Origin of the sequence: Salinisphaera orenii subsp. halophila YIM 95161, assembly GCF_003732545.1 — a bacterium.
GTDB lineage: Bacteria > Pseudomonadota > Gammaproteobacteria > Nevskiales > Salinisphaeraceae > Salinisphaera > Salinisphaera orenii_A.
The window spans coordinates 11820-31222 of the sequence record NZ_AYKF01000024.1; the positions used below are offsets into that span (position 1 = coordinate 11820).

14 protein-coding genes are annotated in these 19403 nt (G+C 70.1%); 5 read left to right on the top strand and 9 right to left on the bottom strand.

The window, feature by feature from the left end; genetic code table 11:
• Positions 1 to 87 precede the first annotated feature (87 nt).
• A complete protein-coding gene (locus SAHL_RS02255) occupies positions 88 to 3672 on the top strand; it encodes an Rne/Rng family ribonuclease (protein WP_123589789.1) in 3585 nt (1194 codons plus the stop codon).
• 50 nt (positions 3673 to 3722) lie between these two features.
• Here SAHL_RS02255 and SAHL_RS02260 read toward each other — a convergent pair whose 3' ends face one another.
• From SAHL_RS02260 to SAHL_RS02300, 9 genes are all read right to left on the bottom strand, one after another.
• Positions 3723 to 4229, bottom strand: a complete 507-nt coding sequence (locus SAHL_RS02260; protein ID WP_184947198.1) for a low molecular weight protein-tyrosine-phosphatase — start codon at positions 4227 to 4229, stop codon at positions 3723 to 3725.
• Positions 4226 to 4975, bottom strand: a complete 750-nt coding sequence (gene kdsB, locus SAHL_RS02265) for a 3-deoxy-manno-octulosonate cytidylyltransferase (protein WP_123589790.1) — start codon at positions 4973 to 4975, stop codon at positions 4226 to 4228. Before kdsB ends, SAHL_RS02260 begins: the two co-directional genes overlap by 4 nt.
• The gene (gene lpxK, locus SAHL_RS02270) at positions 4972 to 5967 is read right to left on the bottom strand and encodes a tetraacyldisaccharide 4'-kinase (RefSeq protein ID WP_123589791.1); all 996 of its coding nucleotides are present in this window, start codon (positions 5965 to 5967) and stop codon (positions 4972 to 4974) included. The genes kdsB and lpxK overlap by 4 nt, the downstream gene beginning before the upstream one ends.
• A complete protein-coding gene (gene msbA / locus SAHL_RS02275) occupies positions 5967 to 7730 on the bottom strand; it encodes a lipid A export permease/ATP-binding protein MsbA (RefSeq protein WP_245968355.1) in 1764 nt (587 codons plus the stop codon). Before msbA ends, lpxK begins: the two co-directional genes overlap by 1 nt.
• 2 nt (positions 7731 to 7732) lie before the next feature.
• Positions 7733 to 8134, bottom strand: a complete 402-nt coding sequence (locus SAHL_RS02280; protein WP_123589792.1) for an ExbD/TolR family protein — start codon at positions 8132 to 8134, stop codon at positions 7733 to 7735.
• Positions 8131 to 8742, bottom strand: a complete 612-nt coding sequence (locus SAHL_RS02285; protein WP_123589793.1) for a MotA/TolQ/ExbB proton channel family protein — start codon at positions 8740 to 8742, stop codon at positions 8131 to 8133. Before SAHL_RS02285 ends, SAHL_RS02280 begins: the two co-directional genes overlap by 4 nt.
• A 94-nt stretch (positions 8743 to 8836) precedes the next feature.
• Positions 8837 to 11149: a DNA internalization-related competence protein ComEC/Rec2 gene (locus SAHL_RS02290; RefSeq protein ID WP_184947201.1), complete on the bottom strand. Its 2313-nt coding sequence runs from the start codon at positions 11147 to 11149 to the stop codon at positions 8837 to 8839.
• Between the two features lie 104 nt (positions 11150 to 11253).
• Positions 11254 to 11964, bottom strand: a complete 711-nt coding sequence (gene lolD / locus SAHL_RS02295) for a lipoprotein-releasing ABC transporter ATP-binding protein LolD (protein ID WP_123589795.1) — start codon at positions 11962 to 11964, stop codon at positions 11254 to 11256.
• Positions 11957 to 13207: a lipoprotein-releasing ABC transporter permease subunit gene (locus SAHL_RS02300; protein ID WP_123589796.1), complete on the bottom strand. Its 1251-nt coding sequence runs from the start codon at positions 13205 to 13207 to the stop codon at positions 11957 to 11959. The genes lolD and SAHL_RS02300 overlap by 8 nt, the downstream gene beginning before the upstream one ends.
• Before the next feature lie 77 nt (positions 13208 to 13284).
• Here SAHL_RS02300 and SAHL_RS17700 point away from each other — a divergent pair, with 77 nt between their 5' ends.
• Genes SAHL_RS17700 through mfd form a run of 4 tightly spaced genes read left to right on the top strand, consistent with a single transcriptional unit; the run spans position 13285 to position 19139 of the window.
• Positions 13285 to 13686: a hypothetical protein gene (locus SAHL_RS17700; protein WP_184947204.1), complete on the top strand. Its 402-nt coding sequence runs from the start codon at positions 13285 to 13287 to the stop codon at positions 13684 to 13686.
• On the top strand, positions 13683 to 14717 hold the full coding sequence (locus SAHL_RS02310; RefSeq protein WP_123589798.1) for an agmatine deiminase family protein: 1035 nt from the start codon (positions 13683 to 13685) through the stop codon (positions 14715 to 14717). The genes SAHL_RS17700 and SAHL_RS02310 overlap by 4 nt, the downstream gene beginning before the upstream one ends.
• Entirely contained in the window at positions 14710 to 15594 is an 885-nt protein-coding gene (locus SAHL_RS02315) for a carbon-nitrogen hydrolase (protein WP_123589799.1), read from the top strand. Before SAHL_RS02310 ends, SAHL_RS02315 begins: the two co-directional genes overlap by 8 nt.
• A 56-nt stretch (positions 15595 to 15650) precedes the next feature.
• A complete protein-coding gene (gene mfd, locus SAHL_RS02320) occupies positions 15651 to 19139 on the top strand; it encodes a transcription-repair coupling factor (protein ID WP_123589800.1) in 3489 nt (1162 codons plus the stop codon).
• Positions 19140 to 19403: the final 264 nt, after the last annotated feature.

The window sequence follows — 19403 nt, forward strand, 5'->3', positions numbered from 1 at the left end:
CGAGCGGGGCAGTCAACGGCGCCCGCGTGTGCGCGCCGCAAGCCGCAGCGACACCCGGCAGTCGAGCGCCAGCCGGAATTCAATTCAATGAAACGCATCCTCATCAATGCCACCCAGCCGGAAGAGCTGCGGGTGGCCATCGTCGACGGCCAGAAGCTCCATGATCTAGACATCGAGGTCGGCAGCCGCGAGCAGCGCAAGGCCAACGTCTACAAGGGGCGCGTCACCCGCGTCGAGCCGAGCCTGGAAGCCGCCTTCATCGACTACGGCGGCAATCGGCACGGCTTCCTCCCGCTCAAGGAGGTCGCCAAGGACTACTTCAGCGGCGACGGCAAGGACAGCATCAAGTCCGCCCTGTCCGAGGGCCAGGAGATTATCGTCCAGGTCGAGAAGGAGGAGCGCGGCAACAAGGGCGCCGCGCTCACCACCTTCGTCAGCCTGGCCGGGCGCTATCTGGTGCTCATGCCCAACAACCCCCGCGCCGGCGGCGTGTCCCGCCGCATCGAGGGCGAGGAGCGCAACGAACTGCGCGAGGCGCTCAACCAGGTGCAGGTGCCCAAGGGCATGGGTGTCATCGTGCGCACCGCCGGCGTGGGTCGCTGCGCCGAGGAGCTGCAGTGGGACCTGGACTATCTGGTCCATGTCTGGAAGGCGATCACCGACGCGTCCGCCGAGCGCAAGGCGCCGTTCCTGATCTATCAGGAATCGAACGTTATCATCCGCGCGCTGCGCGACTACCTGCGCGACGACATCGGCGAGGTCGTGATCGACCAGGCCGAGATCTACGAGACCGGTCGCGAGTTCATGCAGCAGGTCATGCCGCAGGCGCTGTCCAAGCTCAAGCACTACACCGACGAGACGCCGCTGTTCTCGCGTTTCCAGATCGAATCCCAGATCGAGAGTGCCTTCGAGCGCGAAGTCACCCTGCCCTCCGGCGGCGCGATCATCATCGACCACACCGAGGCGATGACCACGGTCGACATCAACTCCGCGCGCGCCACCAAGGGCGGCGGCATCGAAGAGACGGCCTTCAACACCAACCTCGAAGCGGCCGAGGAGATCGCCCGCCAGCTGCGCATCCGCGACCTCGGCGGACTGGTGGCGATCGACTTCATCGACATGGAGAACAACAAGAACCAGCGCGAGGTCGAGAATCGCCTCAAGCAGGCGGCCAAGGCCGACCGTGCGCGGGTTCAAATCGGGCGCATCTCGCGTTTCGGTCTGCTGGAGATGTCGCGCCAACGGCTCAAGCCGTCGCTGTCGGAGTATTCGAACCAGGTCTGCCCGCGCTGTCTCGGCCAGGGCAGCATCCGCAGTGTGGAGTCGCTGTCGCTGTCGATCCTCCGCCTGCTCGAAGAGGAGGCGATGAAGCCCGCCACCGGACGCGTGATCGTCCAGCTTCCGATCGCGGTCGCCAGCTTCCTGCTCAACGAGAAGCGCGAGGACATCGCGGGCGTCGAGCGCCGGGCCAAGACGCTGGTCACGCTGGTGCCCAACGAGACGCTCGACACGCCCCACTTCGAGATTCGCCGCATCCGCGGCGACGAACTCGCCACTGACAACAACGATGCCACCAGCTATCGCCTGGACAATGAGGTGGACATCGAGAAACCGGTCGAACCCAACCACGCCGGCAGCACCGCCGCCGCGAAGCGCGAGGAGCCGGCGGTCAAGCGCGTCGAACGCCCCGACGCGCCCGTAATCGAACGCACGGCCGAGCCTGAAAAGGAAGCGGAGACCACCGAAGCGGCCCAGGCTCAGCCCCAGCCGGCGCCGGCCGCCGCCGCGATGACCCCGTGGCAGCAGCTCTGGGACGCGCTGCGCCGCATAGTCTCCGGCGACGAGCAGTCGACGACGGCCACGCAAGCGCAAGCCACCGCCTCTGGCCCTGCGAAGAAGAAGCCGGAGTCCGGAACGTCGGCCGGGTCCGAGAGCGGGACGGGCGAAGAGACGCGCAAGCACCGCCCCAGCCGCAATCGGCGCGGCAGCGACGACAGCAACGAGGGCAGCCGCTCGCGCTCGCGTCGCGGCGGCCGCAATCGTCGCGGCTCGGGCTCGGGCTCGGGCGACGGTCGCAAGGCCGATAGCGACGGCACCGACAAGAACCGCAGCCCGTCCGGCTCGAACGGCAAGAAGACGGACGGCAGCAACAAAAACGCACCGAGCGGCGGCAAGGACAAGTCGGCCAACGACAAACAGGCCAACGACCGCAACGGCGGCTCCACCAAGACGGCGGCCGGCGCCGAGACCGCGGGCGACAGCGCCGCTAGAAATATGGAGAAAGCCGTCGGCAACCGCGCCGACAAGACCGGCAAGCCCGACAAGTCGAACAAGACGGAGTCAAACGACCGGTCCGCCAAACCGGACCGCGCGGACAAGAAGAACGACAAGAACGACGAGGATCGGAAAGCGGCCAAGACGGCAACGCCTGAGGTCGCAGAGCAAAGCGAGCAGGCCGAAGACGGCGAGACGCACAACCGCGACAACGACGATTCGGACAACAACACTGGCGGCGGCCGGCGGCGGCGCCGGCGGCGCGGTGGCCGCGGCCGGCGCGGTGGCCGCAATCGCGGCAACGGCGCGCAGAGCGATGATAACGGCAGCACCGACGACAACGCCGGCAAGACCCCGGCGGCCGCCGACACCGACGACGGCGACGCGGACCACTCGGCGCCGGAGCATGACAACGCACCGCAGCCCCGAGCCGACCAGGCGTCCGCGTCGAACGATCAGCGCAACAAGGCCGACGACGACGCGCCGCCCCGCGACGCCGCGGCTGCGCCGGCGTCCGCAGCCGATGCCTCGGAAACCGAGGACACCCCCCGCGTGGCCGACGATGTGCGGCTGAACGGCGACCCCCAGGGCGCCACCGACACCGCACCCACCGCGGTACCGGCGGACGCCGACCAGCCCGCCGCGGAAGACGGGCCCGAGGACGCCGCACAGACGAAGAACACGACCGCGGTCAAGCCGCCGGCGCCCGAGAACGACGAGCCCTGGTCGGCCGCGCGCGCAAGCGACAACGCCCGTGCCGCCTCGCGCCAACACGGCGAGGTCGCCTCGGATGACCCCGCCGCCGGGTCCGAGTCTCGTGCCGTCGAGACGCCTGAGACGCCTGAGACGGCTGAGACGGCTGAGACGCCCGAAAAGGCCGAGAAGGATAAACTCACAACCGCATCGCCGAGCAGCGATGAGGCGGCCTCATCCGCGACGGCTGACACCGCGCCCGGGGACTCCGCCGTTACAACGGCGGCGCCGGAACCGGCCGCCGAGACCGAGACCGAGGCCGAGACGAGTGATGATCGGGCCCGGGCCGAGGTCGATTCGGAAAACACCTCGGACCATGTCCAATCCGGCACGGCTTCCGACGCGGCGCCGGAGACCGCCGCCGACGATGACTCGGCCCTGCGCCAGGTCGAAACCGATGCCCGTCGCAGCGTCGACCAGACGGCGATCGAAGACACCGCCATCGACACCCGTGAGGACACCGAGAGCACGGACGATACGGACGAGAGCCCGAACGCGGACGGCGCGATGCCGAGCGCCACACCGCGGGCCGATGCCAAGCGCGTCGTCGCCGAGACTGTGGACGACACGGAAGACGCGGCCCTGAAGCAGGTCGAGACGCAGCGGGCCACCGGCACCGAGGACGACACCCCCGGCGGCCGTTAGCGGCGTGCACGGCGCCCGTCGGCGGTCCGACGGGCGCCGCGACTCTCGCGTCAGCCCGGATCGCGCTCCAAGTCCGCGCGTATTTCGACGAGCAGACCCTCGGCGGCGTCCTCGATGAGATCGAGCACGCGCTCGAAGCCGTCCTCGCCGCCGAAGTACGGGTCGGGCACGGCCGCCCTGGGGTGACGACCGCTGTAGTCGCCGAACAGGGCGACACGGGCGCGCGCGTCCGCGCTCTCTCGGGCCAGCCGCTCGAGCACGGCGAGATTGTCGGCATCCATGGCGAGCACGTAGTCGAAGGCCCGGAGATCGGCCGCTGCGACCTGGCGGGCCCGCAGATCGCCGATATCGCAGCCGCGTGCCGCCGCTGCCGCACGGGCCCGCGCATCCGGCGGCTTGCCCACATGCCAATCGCCGGTGCCCGCCGAGTCCACCTCGATCCGGTCGACGAGACCGGCTGCGGCGACGCGGTCGCGAAACACCCCGTGCGCGGTCGGCGAACGGCAGATGTTGCCGAGGCACACGAACAGCACGCGTATCCGGTTCCGTTGCGTCATGTCGCCGCCAGTAGCCGTTCGACCGCCGCCAGGTCGGCCGCGGTGTCAACCCCCGGCCCGGGTACGGCGACCGCGCACACCAGCGCGATCGGCAGCCCGAGGTCGAAGGCACGCAGCTGCTCCAGCGACTCGCGGCGTTCCAGTACTCCGACCGGCGCCGCGGCGAAGCTGCGCAGAGCGTCGGCTCGATAGCCGTAGATGCCGATATGACGGCTGGCCGCGTCGTCGTCGACGAGACGATTGCCGCTGTCGCGATGGTAGGGAATCGGCGCGCGACTGAAATACAGCGCGCGTCCGGCCGCGTTCGCCACCACCTTGACGATGTTGGGGTCGTGAAAATCGTCCGCGCGCAGGATCGGCGTGGAGGCGGTCGCGATCGCCGCGCCGGCATCGGCGACCAGCGCCTCGCCGATCTGATCGATCAGCGCCGGGGGCATCAACGGCTCGTCGGCCTGCACGTTGACCACGATCGTCTCGTCGCCCCAGTCCCGGGCCGCCGCGACCTCGGCGATTCGATCGGTCCCGCAGGGATGATCGTCCCGCGTCATCACCGCGTCCGCGCCGGCTTCGCGGGCGGCCTCGGCGACCACCGGATCGTCGGTCGCCACCAGCACCGCCCGCGCGCGGCTGGCATGGGCGGCCGCACAGACATGCGCCAGCATGGGCCGCCCCGCGATGTCGCGGAGCACCTTGTCCGGCAGCCGGCTGCTGGCCCGCCGCGCGGGGATCACCACGACGAAACTCATCGCGTCGCTCCGGGATGCACCGCGAAATGCGCGAGCGCTCGCTCCAGGCGCGCCGCGCCGGCCTCGGTCAGCTGCGCGTCCACGGGAACATACCAGCGCGTCTCGGCCGCCAGATCGGCACACTTGACGGCATCCTTTTCGGTCATCAGCACCGGCGCATCATCGTCGAACATCAACTCCCCGGCGGTATACACATGGTGATCGGGCATCGGATGCTCGATCACGGTCAGGCCGCATCCGCGCAGCATAGCGAAAAAACGCCCGGGATCGCCGATGCCCGCCACCGCGTGCACCGGCCGGCCGACGAAATCCGCCAGCGCGCGCGTGCTGGTGTGGTCAAGCGACTGTGCCGCGCCCGGCACGAGCTCGAAGTCACCGCCGGCGCCGTGAACCAGTGACAGATCGACCCCGTCCAGTCGCCCCGGTGGCTCCCGCAGCGGCCCCGCCGGTAACGGTCGTCGATTGCCGAGCCCGCGGCGGGCGTCGGTCACCGCGATCTCCATATCCCGGGCCAGACGATAGTGCTGCAGCCCGTCGTCGGCCACCACGCAGTCGACGCCGGCTTCGGCGACAAGCGCGGCGGCCCCGCGCGCGCGGTCCGGGTCCACCGCCACCGGTACGCCCGCGCGGCGGGCGATCAGGACGGGCTCGTCGCCGGCCACGGCGGTTGGCGTCGTTGCGGTCACGCGCAGCGGGTAGCGCTCCGCCCGGCCGCCATAGCCGCGCGAGACCACGCCGGGGCGCAGTCCCCGCGCCTGCAGCGTGCGCACGATCAGGATCACCAGCGGCGTCTTGCCGCTGCCGCCCACGGTGATGTTGCCGATCACGAGCACCGGCACGCCGACCCGCCGCGAGCGCAGCCAGCCACGGGCATAGGCCGCGCGCCGCAGTGCGACGACCCGGCCGAACAGCCAGGCGAGCGGTAGCAGCGGCCACCAGGCGCCACCGGGCCGGTACCAGGCGCGCTCGAGCGCGCGCGCGAGGCGTTTCATCAGCCCGGCTGCGAGAACTGGATGTCGTGCAGGTTGCGGTAGTGGCCGCGCTGGTCCATCAACTCGCTGTGCGTGCCCTGCTCCACCAGCTCCCCGTCGTGCAGCACCACGATCCGGTCCGCGTCCTGGATCGTGGACAGTCGGTGCGCGATCACGAGCGTGGTGCGGTCGCGCATGAGCACCTCCAGGCCCTTCTGTATCGCCCGTTCCGACTCGGTATCCAGCGCCGAGGTCGCCTCGTCGAGAATCAGGATCGGCGAATCCTTCAGCAACGCGCGTGCAATCGCGATGCGCTGGCGCTGGCCGCCGGACAGCATGATGCCGTTCTGGCCGACGAGCGTGTCGTAGCCCTCGGGCAGCGACTCGATGAATTCGTGCGCGTAAGCCCGCCGCGCGGCGTCGATCACGGTCTCACGGTCCGCGCCGCCGAGGGTGCCGTAGGCGATGTTGCCCGCAACCGTGTCGTTGAACAGCACCACGTTCTGATCGACGAGGCTGATCTGGGCGCGCAGATCCGCCAGCCGGTACTCGGACAGTTCGTGCCCGTCCAGCCGGATGCTGCCGGCCTCGTAGTCGTAGAAACGCGGCAGCAGCGACAGCAGCGTCGACTTGCCGCTGCCGGAACGGCCGACGAAGGCCACCGTCTGGCCCGGTTCCACATCGAAGGTGATGTCGCGCAGGACATAGGCCTCGGTGTTCGGATAGCGAAACGCCATCTCCGAGACCTGGATCTCGCCGCGCGCGCGGTCGATGGTCAGCCGGCCTGGATCGCGCTCCGCCGGCTCGTCCAGCAGCTCGAAGATCGCGCCCGCCGCCGCCATGCCGGCCTGAATGGTGGCGTTCACGCTGGTCAGGCGCTTGATCGGCTGCATCATCCCCATCATCGCGCCGAAGAAGGTCGCCAGATCGCCCGGCGACATCATGCCGCCGCCGGTGTCGCGCACGGCGATCGCGACCACGCAGGCCGCGGCGATCGCGGTGATGAACTGCAGCACCGGCACGCTGGCCGCGGTCGTGGTGGCCTTGCGCATCGACATGCGGCGGAAGCGCTCGTTGATGCGATCGAAGCTGTTGCGTTCGTGCTCCTCGCCGCCGAAGACCTTCACCACCCGCTGCCCGGTGAGCACCTCTTCGCTGATGTGCGTGATGTCGCCCATGGACTGCTGCATGGTCACGCTGTAGCGACGAAAGCGCTTGGAGACGTTGCTCACGATCAGGGCGATGATGGGCCCGACCACGAAGACCACCATCGCCAGCGACCAGTTCACCCAGAACATCAGAAAGGTGAAGCCGATGATGCGCATGGTGTCCTGCACCACGATCGTGATCGCGCTGGTCGCCGCCCCGGAGATCTGGCCGGTGTAATAGGTCAGCTTGGCCGTGGTCTTGCCGGTCGAGTGGTCGTCGAAAAAGCTCGTCGGCAGCTGCAGGAACTTGGCGAACACGTCCCGGCGCACGTGATAGATCACGCGGTTGGCGACCCACGACATGCCGTAGCTCGACAGGAAACCGAACACGCCGCGCACCATCAGCAGTCCGAGCAGGAAGACCGGAATCCAGCGGATCATCCACGGGTCGCGATCCACGATCGAGCCGTCCAGCAGCGGCTTGAGGATATAGATCAGCCCCGTATCGGCCGCGGCGTAGCCCACCATCCCGATCGCCGCGATACCGAGCCATTTCCGATGGGCCCAGGTATAGCGCAGCAGCCGCGGATAGATCTCGCGGACCGGCATGTCGGTATGAACTTTCTGGCGCGCCAAAACTACTCCTGTGATCGCGTGGCGACGTCCACCCGGGCGAAACCGGCGGCCGCCGCAGCATCGAATACGCGCACGACCGCACCGTGTCGCGCATCGCGATCGGCGCGCACCCGCAATGCGCGATCCGGGTATTGTGCCCGCTGCGCGCGCAGCGACGCGACCAGCGCCTCGGCGGCGACCGACTCGCCGGCGACTTCAAAGCCGCCGCCGGGGGTCACGCGCACGTCGACGTGCGCCTCCTTGGTCGCGCCCGCATGGGCCGCCGGTGGCAACTCCAGCGCCAGCACGCGCTCGTCCGCGAACCGCGCCGATACTATGAAAAAGATCAGCAGAATGAACACGACGTCGATCAGCGGCGTCAGGTTCACCCGCGGCTCGGTATCGTCATTGCGGCCGAATCTCATCGCGCGGCCGCCGGCGATCCCTGCTCGGTGTCCATCAGCCGTACCGCCCAGCGCTCGAGCAGCAGCGCCCGCTCCGCCACGCAGCCGGTGAAATAACGATGCGCGGCCAGCGCGGGGATGGCCACGCAGAGGCCGGCCGCGGTCGTCAGCAGCGCCTGCCCGATACCGCCGGCCAGCCCGCCGGCCGCACCGGAGGCCTCCAGCGCGGCGAAGACGTCGATCATGCCGGCGACCGTGCCCAGCAGACCCAGCAGGGGCGCGATCGCCGCGATCGTGCCCAGCGTGTTGAGATAGCGCGACATGTCATGGGCGGCGCGGCGCCCGGCCTCTTCGATGCGTTCGCGGCGCTGATCGGGCGACGCCCCGCGCGACGCCGCGACCGCCGCCCACACCTGCCCCAGCGGGCTGTGCGCGGCCAGTGCCTCGCGATCCGAGGCACTCAGCGCGCCGGCGCGCGCGATCCGGGCGAGCTGACCGGTCAGGGCGGGCGGCGCGACCCGCGTCGCCCGCAACGCCCAGGCGCGTTCGATCACGATCGCCAGCCCGAGCACCGAGCACAGCAGGATCGGCAGCATCAGCCACCCGCCGGCCATCGTCATCTGCCCCATGCGTCGTGCTCCCTTAGATCAGACGCGCACCGGAGCCAAGCCGGCACGCTCGCGCAGGCATCATAGTCGTCGCCCACGGGCCGCGGCCAGCGGGTCACGGCACCTGCCAGAGCCGCGGGTGCTGGTCACGCCAGCGGGTGACACGGATCGCGCGTTCCGCACTGCCGGGTACGGCCACCCTCAGCGCCCCGCCCGTCGCCGTGCCGATGCGCTGCGCGCCGACAGCCGAGAGCCGTTCGCGCACGCCCTCGGTGGGAAATCCCCAGCGATTGCGCCAGCCGGCGGAGATCAGCGCAAATCGCGGCCGCACGGCTTCGAGGAAGGCCGAACTGGAGGAGCTGTCGCTGCCGTGATGTCCGACCACGAGCACCTCGCCGGCGAGCGCCTCCCCATTGCGGGCGATCAGGCGCGCCTCACCCGCGGCGTCCAGATCGCCGGTGAGTAGCACCCGCCCGCCGGGCGAAGCGATGCGCAACACGCAGGAGCGTCCGTTGGTATCCGCGGCCGCCGCACGCTCGGCCCGTGTCGGATACAACACCTGAAAGTCGACGCCGTTCCAGCGCCATTGCTGTCCGGCCACGCAGGGGCTGTCGCCGCCCGCGCCCTGCCATCGGACCACCTCGAGTTCGCGGACGATGGCTGCCGCCCCGCCCCGATGATCGAGATCGGCGTGACTGATGAGCAGGCGATCCACCCGGGGGCGACCGACGTGGCGCAGATACGGCACCACGATGGCCTCGCCGGTATCGAAGCCGGTCCGATAGGCCGGCCCGGCGTCGAAGACCAGCGTGTGTTCCCGGGTGCGAACGACCACGGCCAGCCCCTGGCCGACGTCGAGGACGGTCACGCGATAGGCTTCCTGCGGAATGCGTTGATCGGCGGGCTGCCAGCCGATCAAGGCCGGCAGCAGCAGCGCGGCACCCGCCCAGCGCCCCGGCAGGCCGCGCGGTAGCAGCAACAGTGCGATTCCCGCGATCGCAAGCAGCAGCGCGGCCACGCCGGGCAGCGTCAGATGAACCGCGGCCAGCGGCCAGTCGGCGACCCATGCCAGCCCCTGCCAGCCCGCTCCGAGAAGCCACGCCGCCCCCGTCAGCAAGGGTCCGCCGGCTGCCGGCCAGGCGAGCGCCAGGGCCGTGAGCGTCAGCAGCGCGGGCACCACGACCACCGCGAGCGGGATCAGCAGGGCGTTGACCACCGGCGCGACCATCGACGCCTGCTCGAAGAACCAGAGCGTCAACGGCGTCAGACCGGCGATGAGCGCGAGCTGGATATGACCGAAGGCCAGCCAGCGCCCCCGGCGCGGGCCGCTCGCGGCGATATAGAGCAGCCACGCCACGGCCCCGAACGACAGCCAGAACCCGGGCGCGATCACCGAAGCCGGGTCCCAGAAAAGCACTGCGATGGCGGCGAAGGCGAGCGTGCGCGACGGTGCCACATCCCGCCGCAGCGCCATGACGGCGAGCGCAACGGCAACCATGACCAGCGCACGCTGGGTCGGCAGCGCCAGACCGGCGAGCGCGGCGTAGCCGGCCGCACCCACGAAGGCTGCCGCGGCCGCCAGACGATGCGCCGACCAACCCGGCGCCACCCGAAGCGCCAGCCAGCGCGCCAGAAAGAACAGCACGCCCGCGATCAGGCCGATGTGCAACCCGGAAATGGCGACCAGGTGGCTGGTTCCCGTGGCCCGCAGCACCGCCCACTGGGCGTCGCTGATCGCATCGCGTGCGCCCAGCGTCAAGGCCTCGATCAGGCCACGCGCCGGCGCATCCCCCAGTATCCGATCCAGCCGCCGCAGCGCCAGGGCGCGCAGTCGGTCGAGCGACATCGAAGCGGCCCGATCGCAGTCTCCGGCCTCGCGCACGTAACCGGTGGCGTCGATGCGTTCGCGCCAGAGCCACGCCTCGTAATCGAAGGTGCCCGGGTTCGCCGAGCCGTGCGGGGTCTCCCACTTCACCGTGGCCCGCACGCAGTCGCCCGGCAACAGCGCGGGCGGGTCGTCGTACCAGGACAGACGCACCCGATACGGGGCGACGTCGCGCGCCAGCACGAAGCGACTGCGAAAGGCCTCATGGCTGACGAGTCCAGACACGCGTCCCACGACGGTGGCGGTCTCCCCGCTGCGTTCGACCGGCAGGCGCGCGTCGAGTCGATGCGCGACGTCCAGGCTCGCCCACAGCGCCGCGACCAGAGCGGCGGCGAGCAACGCCCGGCCGGGAAAACGCGGCAGACAGCACAGAAGCCCCGCCAACGGCAGTAGCGGCGCGATCGGCGTCTGCCACAGGTAGACACCGCCGGTAGCGCCGATACAGGCCAGTGCGAGCAGCCGCGGATCCCGGGCATAGCGGGCGAGCACCCCGTGCCGCCCGCGGTCGGGGTCCAGCTGTGCGTTGTCGTCGCCCCGCCCCATCGTCGGCCGCCCGTTCATCCGCGCGAATGCGCCTGCCCCGGAACCTTCACATTACACGAGGCCGGCGGCAACGCAGCACGGAGCGCCGTGGGTCGCGGCGAACGTCAGGCCAGGTCGGACAGCTCCGCGGGCGCCAGGCGACCATCCGACAGGGTCCAGACCTGATCCATGCGCTGGGCCAGCGTGCGGTCGTGGGTGACCATGACCAGACTGGTATCCAGCGACTCGTTGAGTTCGAGCATCATGTCGAACACGCTCGCCGCGGTGCGATGGTCGAGATTGCCGGTCGGCTCGTCGGCCAGGATGCAGGCGGGCCGCGTGACCAGGGCGCGCGCGACCGCGGCACGCTGGCGCTCGCCGCCGGACAGTTCCGTCGGCTTGTGCTCCAGCCGATCGCCCAGCCCCACGCGCTCGAGCAGTTCGCGGGCGGTCTGCAGCGCCGGCCCCGTGGGCCCGCGCCGTATCAGCAGCGGCATCGCCACGTTCTGGACCGTGGTGAACTCCGGCAACAGATGATGAAACTGATAGATGAAGCCCAGTTTTTCGTTGCGCAACCGGCCGCGGGCGGCGTTCGACAGTCGCGTCATGTCGTGCCCGCCGATGCGGATCTCGCCGCTGCTGGGCGTGTCCAGCCCCCCGAGCAGATGCAGCAGCGTCGACTTGCCCGAGCCGGAGGCGCCGATCACCGCGATACGCGCCCCGGGGGCGACCTCCAGGTCGATGTCGCGCAGAACCGTGACCGGCTCGCGAACCTCGCTGAACAGCTTCGACAGACGGTGACAGGACAGTACCGGTGTGGCGCTCGCATCACTCATAGCGCAGGGCCTCCGCCGGCTGCACGCGCGCCGCGCGCCAGGCCGGGTAGAGCGTCGACAGGAAGGACAGCACCAGCGACAGCGCCGCGATGCGGAGGACGTCGGTCTGGTGCAGTTCGGCCTTGAGCTGGCTGATGTAGTAGACGTCCGCGGAAAGCAGATCGGTGTTCAGCAGGCTCTCGAGCATGGGCACGATGTGCTCGATGTTGATCGACAGCAGCACGCCGAGCGCCACGCCGAGCACGGTGCCGATCACCCCGATCAGCGAGCCCTGGACCATGAAGATGGCCATGACCGAACGCGGCGTGAGCCCGAGCGTTCGCAGGATGGCGATGTCGCCCTGCTTGTCGGTGACCACCATCACCAGCATGGAGACGATGTTGAAGGCCGCCACGGCGATGATCAGGCTGAGGATGATGAACATCACGGTCTTCTCGGTGGCGATCGCCTGGAAGAAATTGGCGTGCTGACGCGTCCAGTCGGAGACGCGCTTGCCGGGATCGAGTGTGGCCTCGAGTTGCCGGGTGACATCGGGCGCGTCGAACATGTCGGTCAGATGCAGCCGCAGGCCGGTCACGCCCTCGCCCATGTGGTAGAGCGTCGCGGCATCCTCCATGTGGATCATGACCATGCCGCGGTCGTACTCGTACATGCCGACCTTGAACACGCCACCCACGGTGAACCGCCGAAAGCGCGGCACGATGCCCGCCGGCGTGATGTTGGCCTTCGGGATCATCAAGTCCACCTTGTCGCCGACGCCGACACCGAGCAGAGCCGCGAGCTCCGCACCGATGACTATCCGATATTCGCCGGCTTCCAGCGAATCGAAGCTGCCGGCGACCATGTGGTCGGCGACGTCGGAGACCTCGGTCTCCTGTGCCGGCAACACGCCGCGGATGAGCGTGCCCGACATATTGCGTCCGCTGCGCAGCATGCCCTCGCCACTGATATAGGGCGCCGCACCGTTGACGTCCGGCAGCCGCTCGTTGACCTGGGTCTTGAGTTCGCTCCAGTCCTGGAGCGCGTTCCGGCTGGAGGAGATCTCCACGTGCGAGGCCATGCCCAGGATTCGATCGCGCAGCTCGGCCTCGAACCCGTTCATCACCGACAGCACCGTGATCAGCAGCATCACCGCCAGCGCGATGCCGCCCATGGAGATCGACGAGATGAAGGAGATGAAGTGGTTGCGACGCTTGGCCCGCGTGTACTTCAGGCCGACGTAGAGTTCGAGGGGTCTAAACATGGCGGCGCATTAAAGCATAATGAGCCCGCACGACGCAGCGCGGCGGCGCGCCGTACGGGGCCATCGGAAAATCAGTCATGCGCATGAGAACGTTACATCGGCCGATAGTTCAGATCGGGCTGGGAATCGGCGCGGCACTCGTGCTCCTCGCCGGGGCGAGCACGAAGGCGGCAGCGGACGACTACGGCGCCGGGCCGACGCCGCCGCGCGCCACGACTGCGCCGCCGTCCTCTCCGGCCGCGCCGGCGGTGCGGCCGCAGCCGCCCTCGACCCCACCCCGCGGCACATCCATGGCCCGCGTCGAGCGCGAGTACGGAGAGCCGCGCCGTCGCCACGCGCCCGTCGGCCAGCCGCCGATCACGCGCTGGGATTATCCTGCCTACCGGCTCTATTTCGAACACGATCGGCTGATACACGCCTTGGTGCCGGCCGCTCCGGCGCCCGTGACCCACCGCGACGAACTCGCGGGGCCGCGGTGAACGCGCGCCGACTCCCGCCGGAATGGGCGCCGCAGGCCGCCATGCTGCTGGTCTGGCCGCGGTCGGCGGGCGACTGGGGCGGGGGCCTGGCGGCCGCCCGCGACACCATCGCCGCGATGGCCGCCGTCCTCGCCGAGCGCCAGGCCGTGATCCTGGTGGCCGCGGACGCCGAATGCCGGCAGAGCATCGACGGCCATCCGCGGCTGCGCGCCGCGGTCCCGCCGGTCGTGATCGACGCGCCGAACGACGACATCTGGGTCCGGGACACCGGCCCGCTGACCGTGTTCGACGACGAGCGCGTGTTCGTCGATTTTCGCTTCGACGGCTGGGGCGGACGTTTTTCGGCGCTCAACGACGACCGCCTGACCGTCACCCTGCACGCCGCGGGGGTGCTCGGCCGCGGCACGCTCGAACGGCGTTCGGCCGTGCTCGAGGGCGGCAGCATCGAAGCCAGCGGCACCGGCGCGCTGCTGACTACCGAACGCTGTCTGCTCGCCGGCCGGCGCAATGCCGGGCTCGGCCGCGGGGGTGTGGAGGCTATGCTCGGCGACGCCTTCGGCGCGACCACGATCCACTGGCTCGCCCACGGCGATCTCATCGGCGACGACACCGACGGCCACATCGACACCCTCGCCCGCTTCGTCGCGGTGGATACGATCGCCTATCAGGGCTGCGCTGACGAGAGCGACCCGCATTTCGAATCGCTGACCGCCATGCGGCGCGAGCTCGAGGCGCTGCGCGCCCCCGACGGCACCGCCTATCGACTCATCGAACTGCCCCTGCCCGCGCCGATCCACGACCCCGACGACGGCCATCGGCTGCCCGCCGGCTACGCCAACTTCGTCATCGCCAACGGCTGCGTGCTGATCCCGGCCTTCGACGACCCCGCCGACGCCGTGGCCCGGCAGCGGCTGGCCGACTGCTTTCCCGAGCGCGAGATCATCCCCATCGACAGCCGCGCCTTGATCCGCCAGCACGGCGGCCTGCACTGTGCGTCCATGCAGATTCCCGCCGAGACCGCCCATGGCTGACACCCGCATCCGGCGCGTGGCCGTCGCGCAGTACGCCTGCACGCCCGAGCCCGCGACCAACCTGGACACCGCCGTGGCCCATATCCAGCGCGCTGGCGAGGCCGGCGCCGATCTCGTGCTGCTGCCGGAGCTGCACAACACGCCCTACTTCTGCCAGCGCGAGGACCCGGCCGGCTTCGACCTGGCCGAGCCGATCCCCGGGCCCTCGACCGAGCGGCTGGCGAAAGCCGCCCGCACCGCCGGGGTGGTGGTCGTGGCCTCGCTGTTCGAACGCCGCGCCCCCGGGCTGTATCACAACACCGCGGTGGTGCTCGACCGCGACGGTCGCATCGCCGGCCACTACCGCAAGATGCACATTCCGGACGATCCCGAATACTACGAGAAGTACTACTTCACGCCCGGCGATCTCGGCTTCACCCCCATCGACACGTCCATCGGCCGGCTCGGCGTGCTGGTCTGCTGGGACCAGTGGTACCCGGAGGCCGCGCGGCTGATGGCGCTGGCCGGCGCGGAGATGCTGATCTATCCCTCCGCGATCGGCTGGGACGACGCCACCGACGACGCCGACGAGCAGGCGCGCCAGCTCGCCGCCTGGCAGGGCGTGCAGCGCGGCCACGCCATCGCCAACACCCTGCCCGTGATCGCCTCCAACCGGGTCGGCGTCGAGGGCGACGAGGACACCGAGATCCGTTTCTGGGGCCACAGCTTCGTGTTCGGCCCCCAGGGCGAAACCCTGGCCGAGGCCGGCGAAGGCGCCGAACTGCTCATGGCCGACATCGACACGACGCGCACCGAGACCCTGCGCCGCGTCTGGCCCTTTCTGCGCGACCGCCGAATCGACGCCTTCGGCGAGCTGACGCGGCGTTTCCGCGACTGAAGCACGCACGGCCAGTCGTCTCGAGCGCGGGTCTGTGCAATAATCCGCGCCCTCAAATGGCCGCTGCAGACGACATCGACGCGCGCACCTCTCCGCTGTCACCGCCGGCGCTGACACCCGGTGCGCACGACCACTGGCAGGGGCTGGCCGGCTGTGCGTCCTCGCTGGCGCTGGCGCAGGCCGCCGAGGCCGCGGACGCGCTCACGGTGGCGGTCGTGGCCGACGAGCATCGTGCCTACCGGCTCGAGGAGGAACTGCGCTTCTTCGCCGGCGATTCGCTGGGCATCCGGCATTTTCCCGACTGGGAGACGCTGCCCTACGACGTCTTCTCGCCGCACGCCGACATCGTCTCGGAACGCCTCGCGCTGCTGCACGCCCTGCCCGGCATGGGTCGCGGCATTCTGATCGTCGCCGCGGACACGCTGCTCCAGCCCCTGCCGCCGACGACCTTCGTCGACGCGCGTGCGATGGTCTTCGAGGTCGGCCAGCAGCTCGATTTCCACGCCCTGCGGCAACGCCTGGAGGCCGCCGGCTACGCCGCGGTGTCCGAGGTGCGCACGCACGGCGAGTATGCGATCCGCGGCGCGGTCATGGACCTTTACCCCATGGGCGCGGCCACGCCGTATCGGCTGGATCTGTTCGACGACGAGATCGACACCATCCGGGCGTTCGATCCGGAGACGCAGCGCTCGACCGACCGCATCGACACGATCCGGCTGCTGCCTGCGCGCGAGTTCCCGCTGGACGACGAAGCCATCAAGGCCTTCCGGCAGCGCTATCGGCAGGCGCTGGAGGGCGACCCGGGCAACAGCGTGATCTATCGCGATGTCTCCCGCGGCGTGCCGCCGGGCGGCATCGAGTCCTATCTGACGCTGTTCTTCGACGGCACCGCCTCACTGTTCGACTATCTGCCGGCCCATGCCCGTGCGGTCGAGCTCGGCGACGTCGCCACGGCCGTCGACAGCGCCTGGACCGCTCTGTCGGAGCGCTACGAGCAGCGCGGCGTCAATCCCGAGCGGCCGCTGCTGCCGCCCGAGGCCGCGTTCGTGAACCCCGCGACCGTGCGCTCGGCGCTGGACGGGCTGACCGCCGCCCGCATCGAGGTCGGCCGCGACGGCATCGACTTCGGCGCCACCGACGTGCCCGCGCTCACCGGCGCCGACATCGCCGCCACCGGCCGTGCCCTGCGTGATTTCTTCGACGGCTTCGACGGCCGGGTCCTGATCACCGGCGACTCCGCCGGCCGCCGCGAGGCGCTGCGCGACTGGCTCACCACGCTGGGGCTGGCCCCGGCACGCTGCGAGGACTGGGCGGATTTCCGCACACAGAACAAGCGCATCGCCGTGACCAGCGCGCCGCTCGAGGCCGGCTGCGTGATCGCCGCCGACGGGCTGGCGATCATCGCCGAGACCCAGCTCACCGGCAGCCGACCGCCGGCCAAGAAGCGCCGCCGCGTGGTGCGCGATCCCGAGACCACGATCCGCGAGCTCACCGATCTCGCCCCCGGCGCTCCGGTGGTGCACCAGGACAACGGCGTCGGCCGCTACCGCGGGCTGATCAAGCTCTCCGCCGGCGGCGTGGAGAACGAGTTCGTCACCATCGAGTATGCCGGCGGCGACCTGCTCTACGTGCCGGTGGCCTCGCTGCATCTCGTGCACCGCTTCACCGGCGCCGACGGCGACAGCGCGCCGCTGCATCGGCTCGGCAACGAACGCTGGTCGAAGGCGCGCAAGAAGGCCGCGGAGCGCGCCCGCGACACCGCGGCCGAACTGCTGGAGGTCCAGGCCCGTCGGGCCGCGCGTCAGGGCACCTCGATGGTGGCCGATGCCGACGACTACGCCCGTTTCGCCGCCGACTTCCCCTTCACCGAGACGCCCGACCAGCAGCGGGCCATCGACGAAGTGCTCGCCGATCTCGCCGCGGGCACGCCGATGGATCGCGTGGTCTGCGGCGATGTCGGCTTCGGCAAGACCGAGGTCGCGCTGCGCTCGGCCTTCACCGCGGCCTCCGCCGGCTATCAGGTCTGCGTGCTGGTACCGACCACCCTGCTCGCCCAGCAGCACTACCAGAGCTTCGCCGATCGTTTCGCCGACTGGCCGGTGCGGGTGGCCGCACTCAGCCGCATGCGCACCGGCAAGCAGCGCGAGAGCCTGCTCGCCGAGATGGCCGACGGCAGCCTGGACATCGTCATCGGCACCCATCGGCTGCTGCAGAAAGACATCCGCTTCAAGCGGCTCGGCCTGCTGATCGTCGACGAGGAGCACCGTTTCGGCGTGCGCCACAAGGAGCGCATCAAGGCACTGCGCGCCCAGGTCGATCTGCTCACGCTCACCGCGACCCCGATCCCGCGGACGCTCAACATGAGCCTGTCGGGCCTGCGCGACCTGTCGATCATCGCCACCCCGCCGGAATCGCGGCTGGCGATCCAGACTTTCGTGTCCCGCCACGACGGCGCCCTGATCCAGGAAGCCGCCCGCCGCGAGATGCGCCGCGGCGGGCAGATCTACTATCTCCACAACAAGGTCAAGGACATCGAGCGCGTCGCCCGCGATCTGGCGGCGCTGCTGCCGGAGGCCCGCATCCGCGTCGCCCACGGTCAAATGCACGAGCGCGAGCTGGAGTCGGTGATGCTCGACTTCTATCACCGGCGCTTCGATATTCTGCTGTGCACGACGATCGTGGAATCGGGGATCGACGTGCCCAGCGCGAACACCATCATCATCGACCGCGCCGACACCTTTGGTCTCGCCCAGCTGCATCAGCTGCGCGGGCGCGTGGGCCGTTCGCACCATCGCGCCTATGCCTACCTGCTGACGCCGCCGCGCGAATCGATGACGCCGGACGCCGAGAAGCGCCTCGACGCACTCGCCTCGCTGGACGATCTGGGCGCGGGATTCGCCCTGGCCACCCACGACCTCGAGATCCGCGGCGCCGGCGAACTGCTCGGCGAAGGCCAGTCCGGCCAGATCCAGGAGATCGGTTTCGATCTCTACCGGCAGATGCTCGATCGTGCGGTGGCCGCCTATCGCCGGGGCGATGTGCCCGATATCGACGCCGACGGCCTGATGGGCGCCACCGAGGTCGAACTCGGCGCCACCGCCCTGCTGCCCGAGGACTACATCCCCGATGTGCACATGCGGCTGGTGCTCTACAAGCGCATCAGCGCGGCTCAGGACGCCGCCGGCCTGCGGGCGCTCAAGGTCGAGCTGATCGACCGCTTCGGGCTGCTGCCGGAGGCCACGGAGACGCTGTTCGCCGCGACCGGCGTCAAGCTGCTCGCCGCGGGGCTGGGCATCGCCAAGATCGAGGCCGGCCCCGACGTCGGCCGCCTGCACTTCGGCCGCGACAGCCGCATCGACCCGGCCCGGCTGATCGCCATGGTGCAGTCGGACGCCCGGGCCTACCGGCTCGAGGGCGACGCCCGGCTGGTGTTCTTCAAGGACATGCCGGACGTCGACACGCGCGTGGCGCGCCTGACCGAGCTGCTCGGCAAGCTGGGCGCGCAGACCGAGGACACCGCAGGGGCCGCCGTCGCCGAAGGCTGACCGGGGGGGCCCGGCGGGCATGGCACACCGCCGCCGCGTCGTTGACGCTGGGCACGGCACCGGGCGTCCGCCGGTCAGCCGCGTGTCGCGATGCCGCGGGGCACGAGCCCGCCACGACGCAGGCTCGCTATCTCGTCGGGATCGGATCATGGCGGTGGCTCGCGCGGGCCCACCTCTCACCGCCGGCGAGCGGGGCTCGCATATGACATCGGTTCGCGCATCGCGCCCAGGGCCAAAGCGCTGCGCGGCTGGGGCGGTAATCCA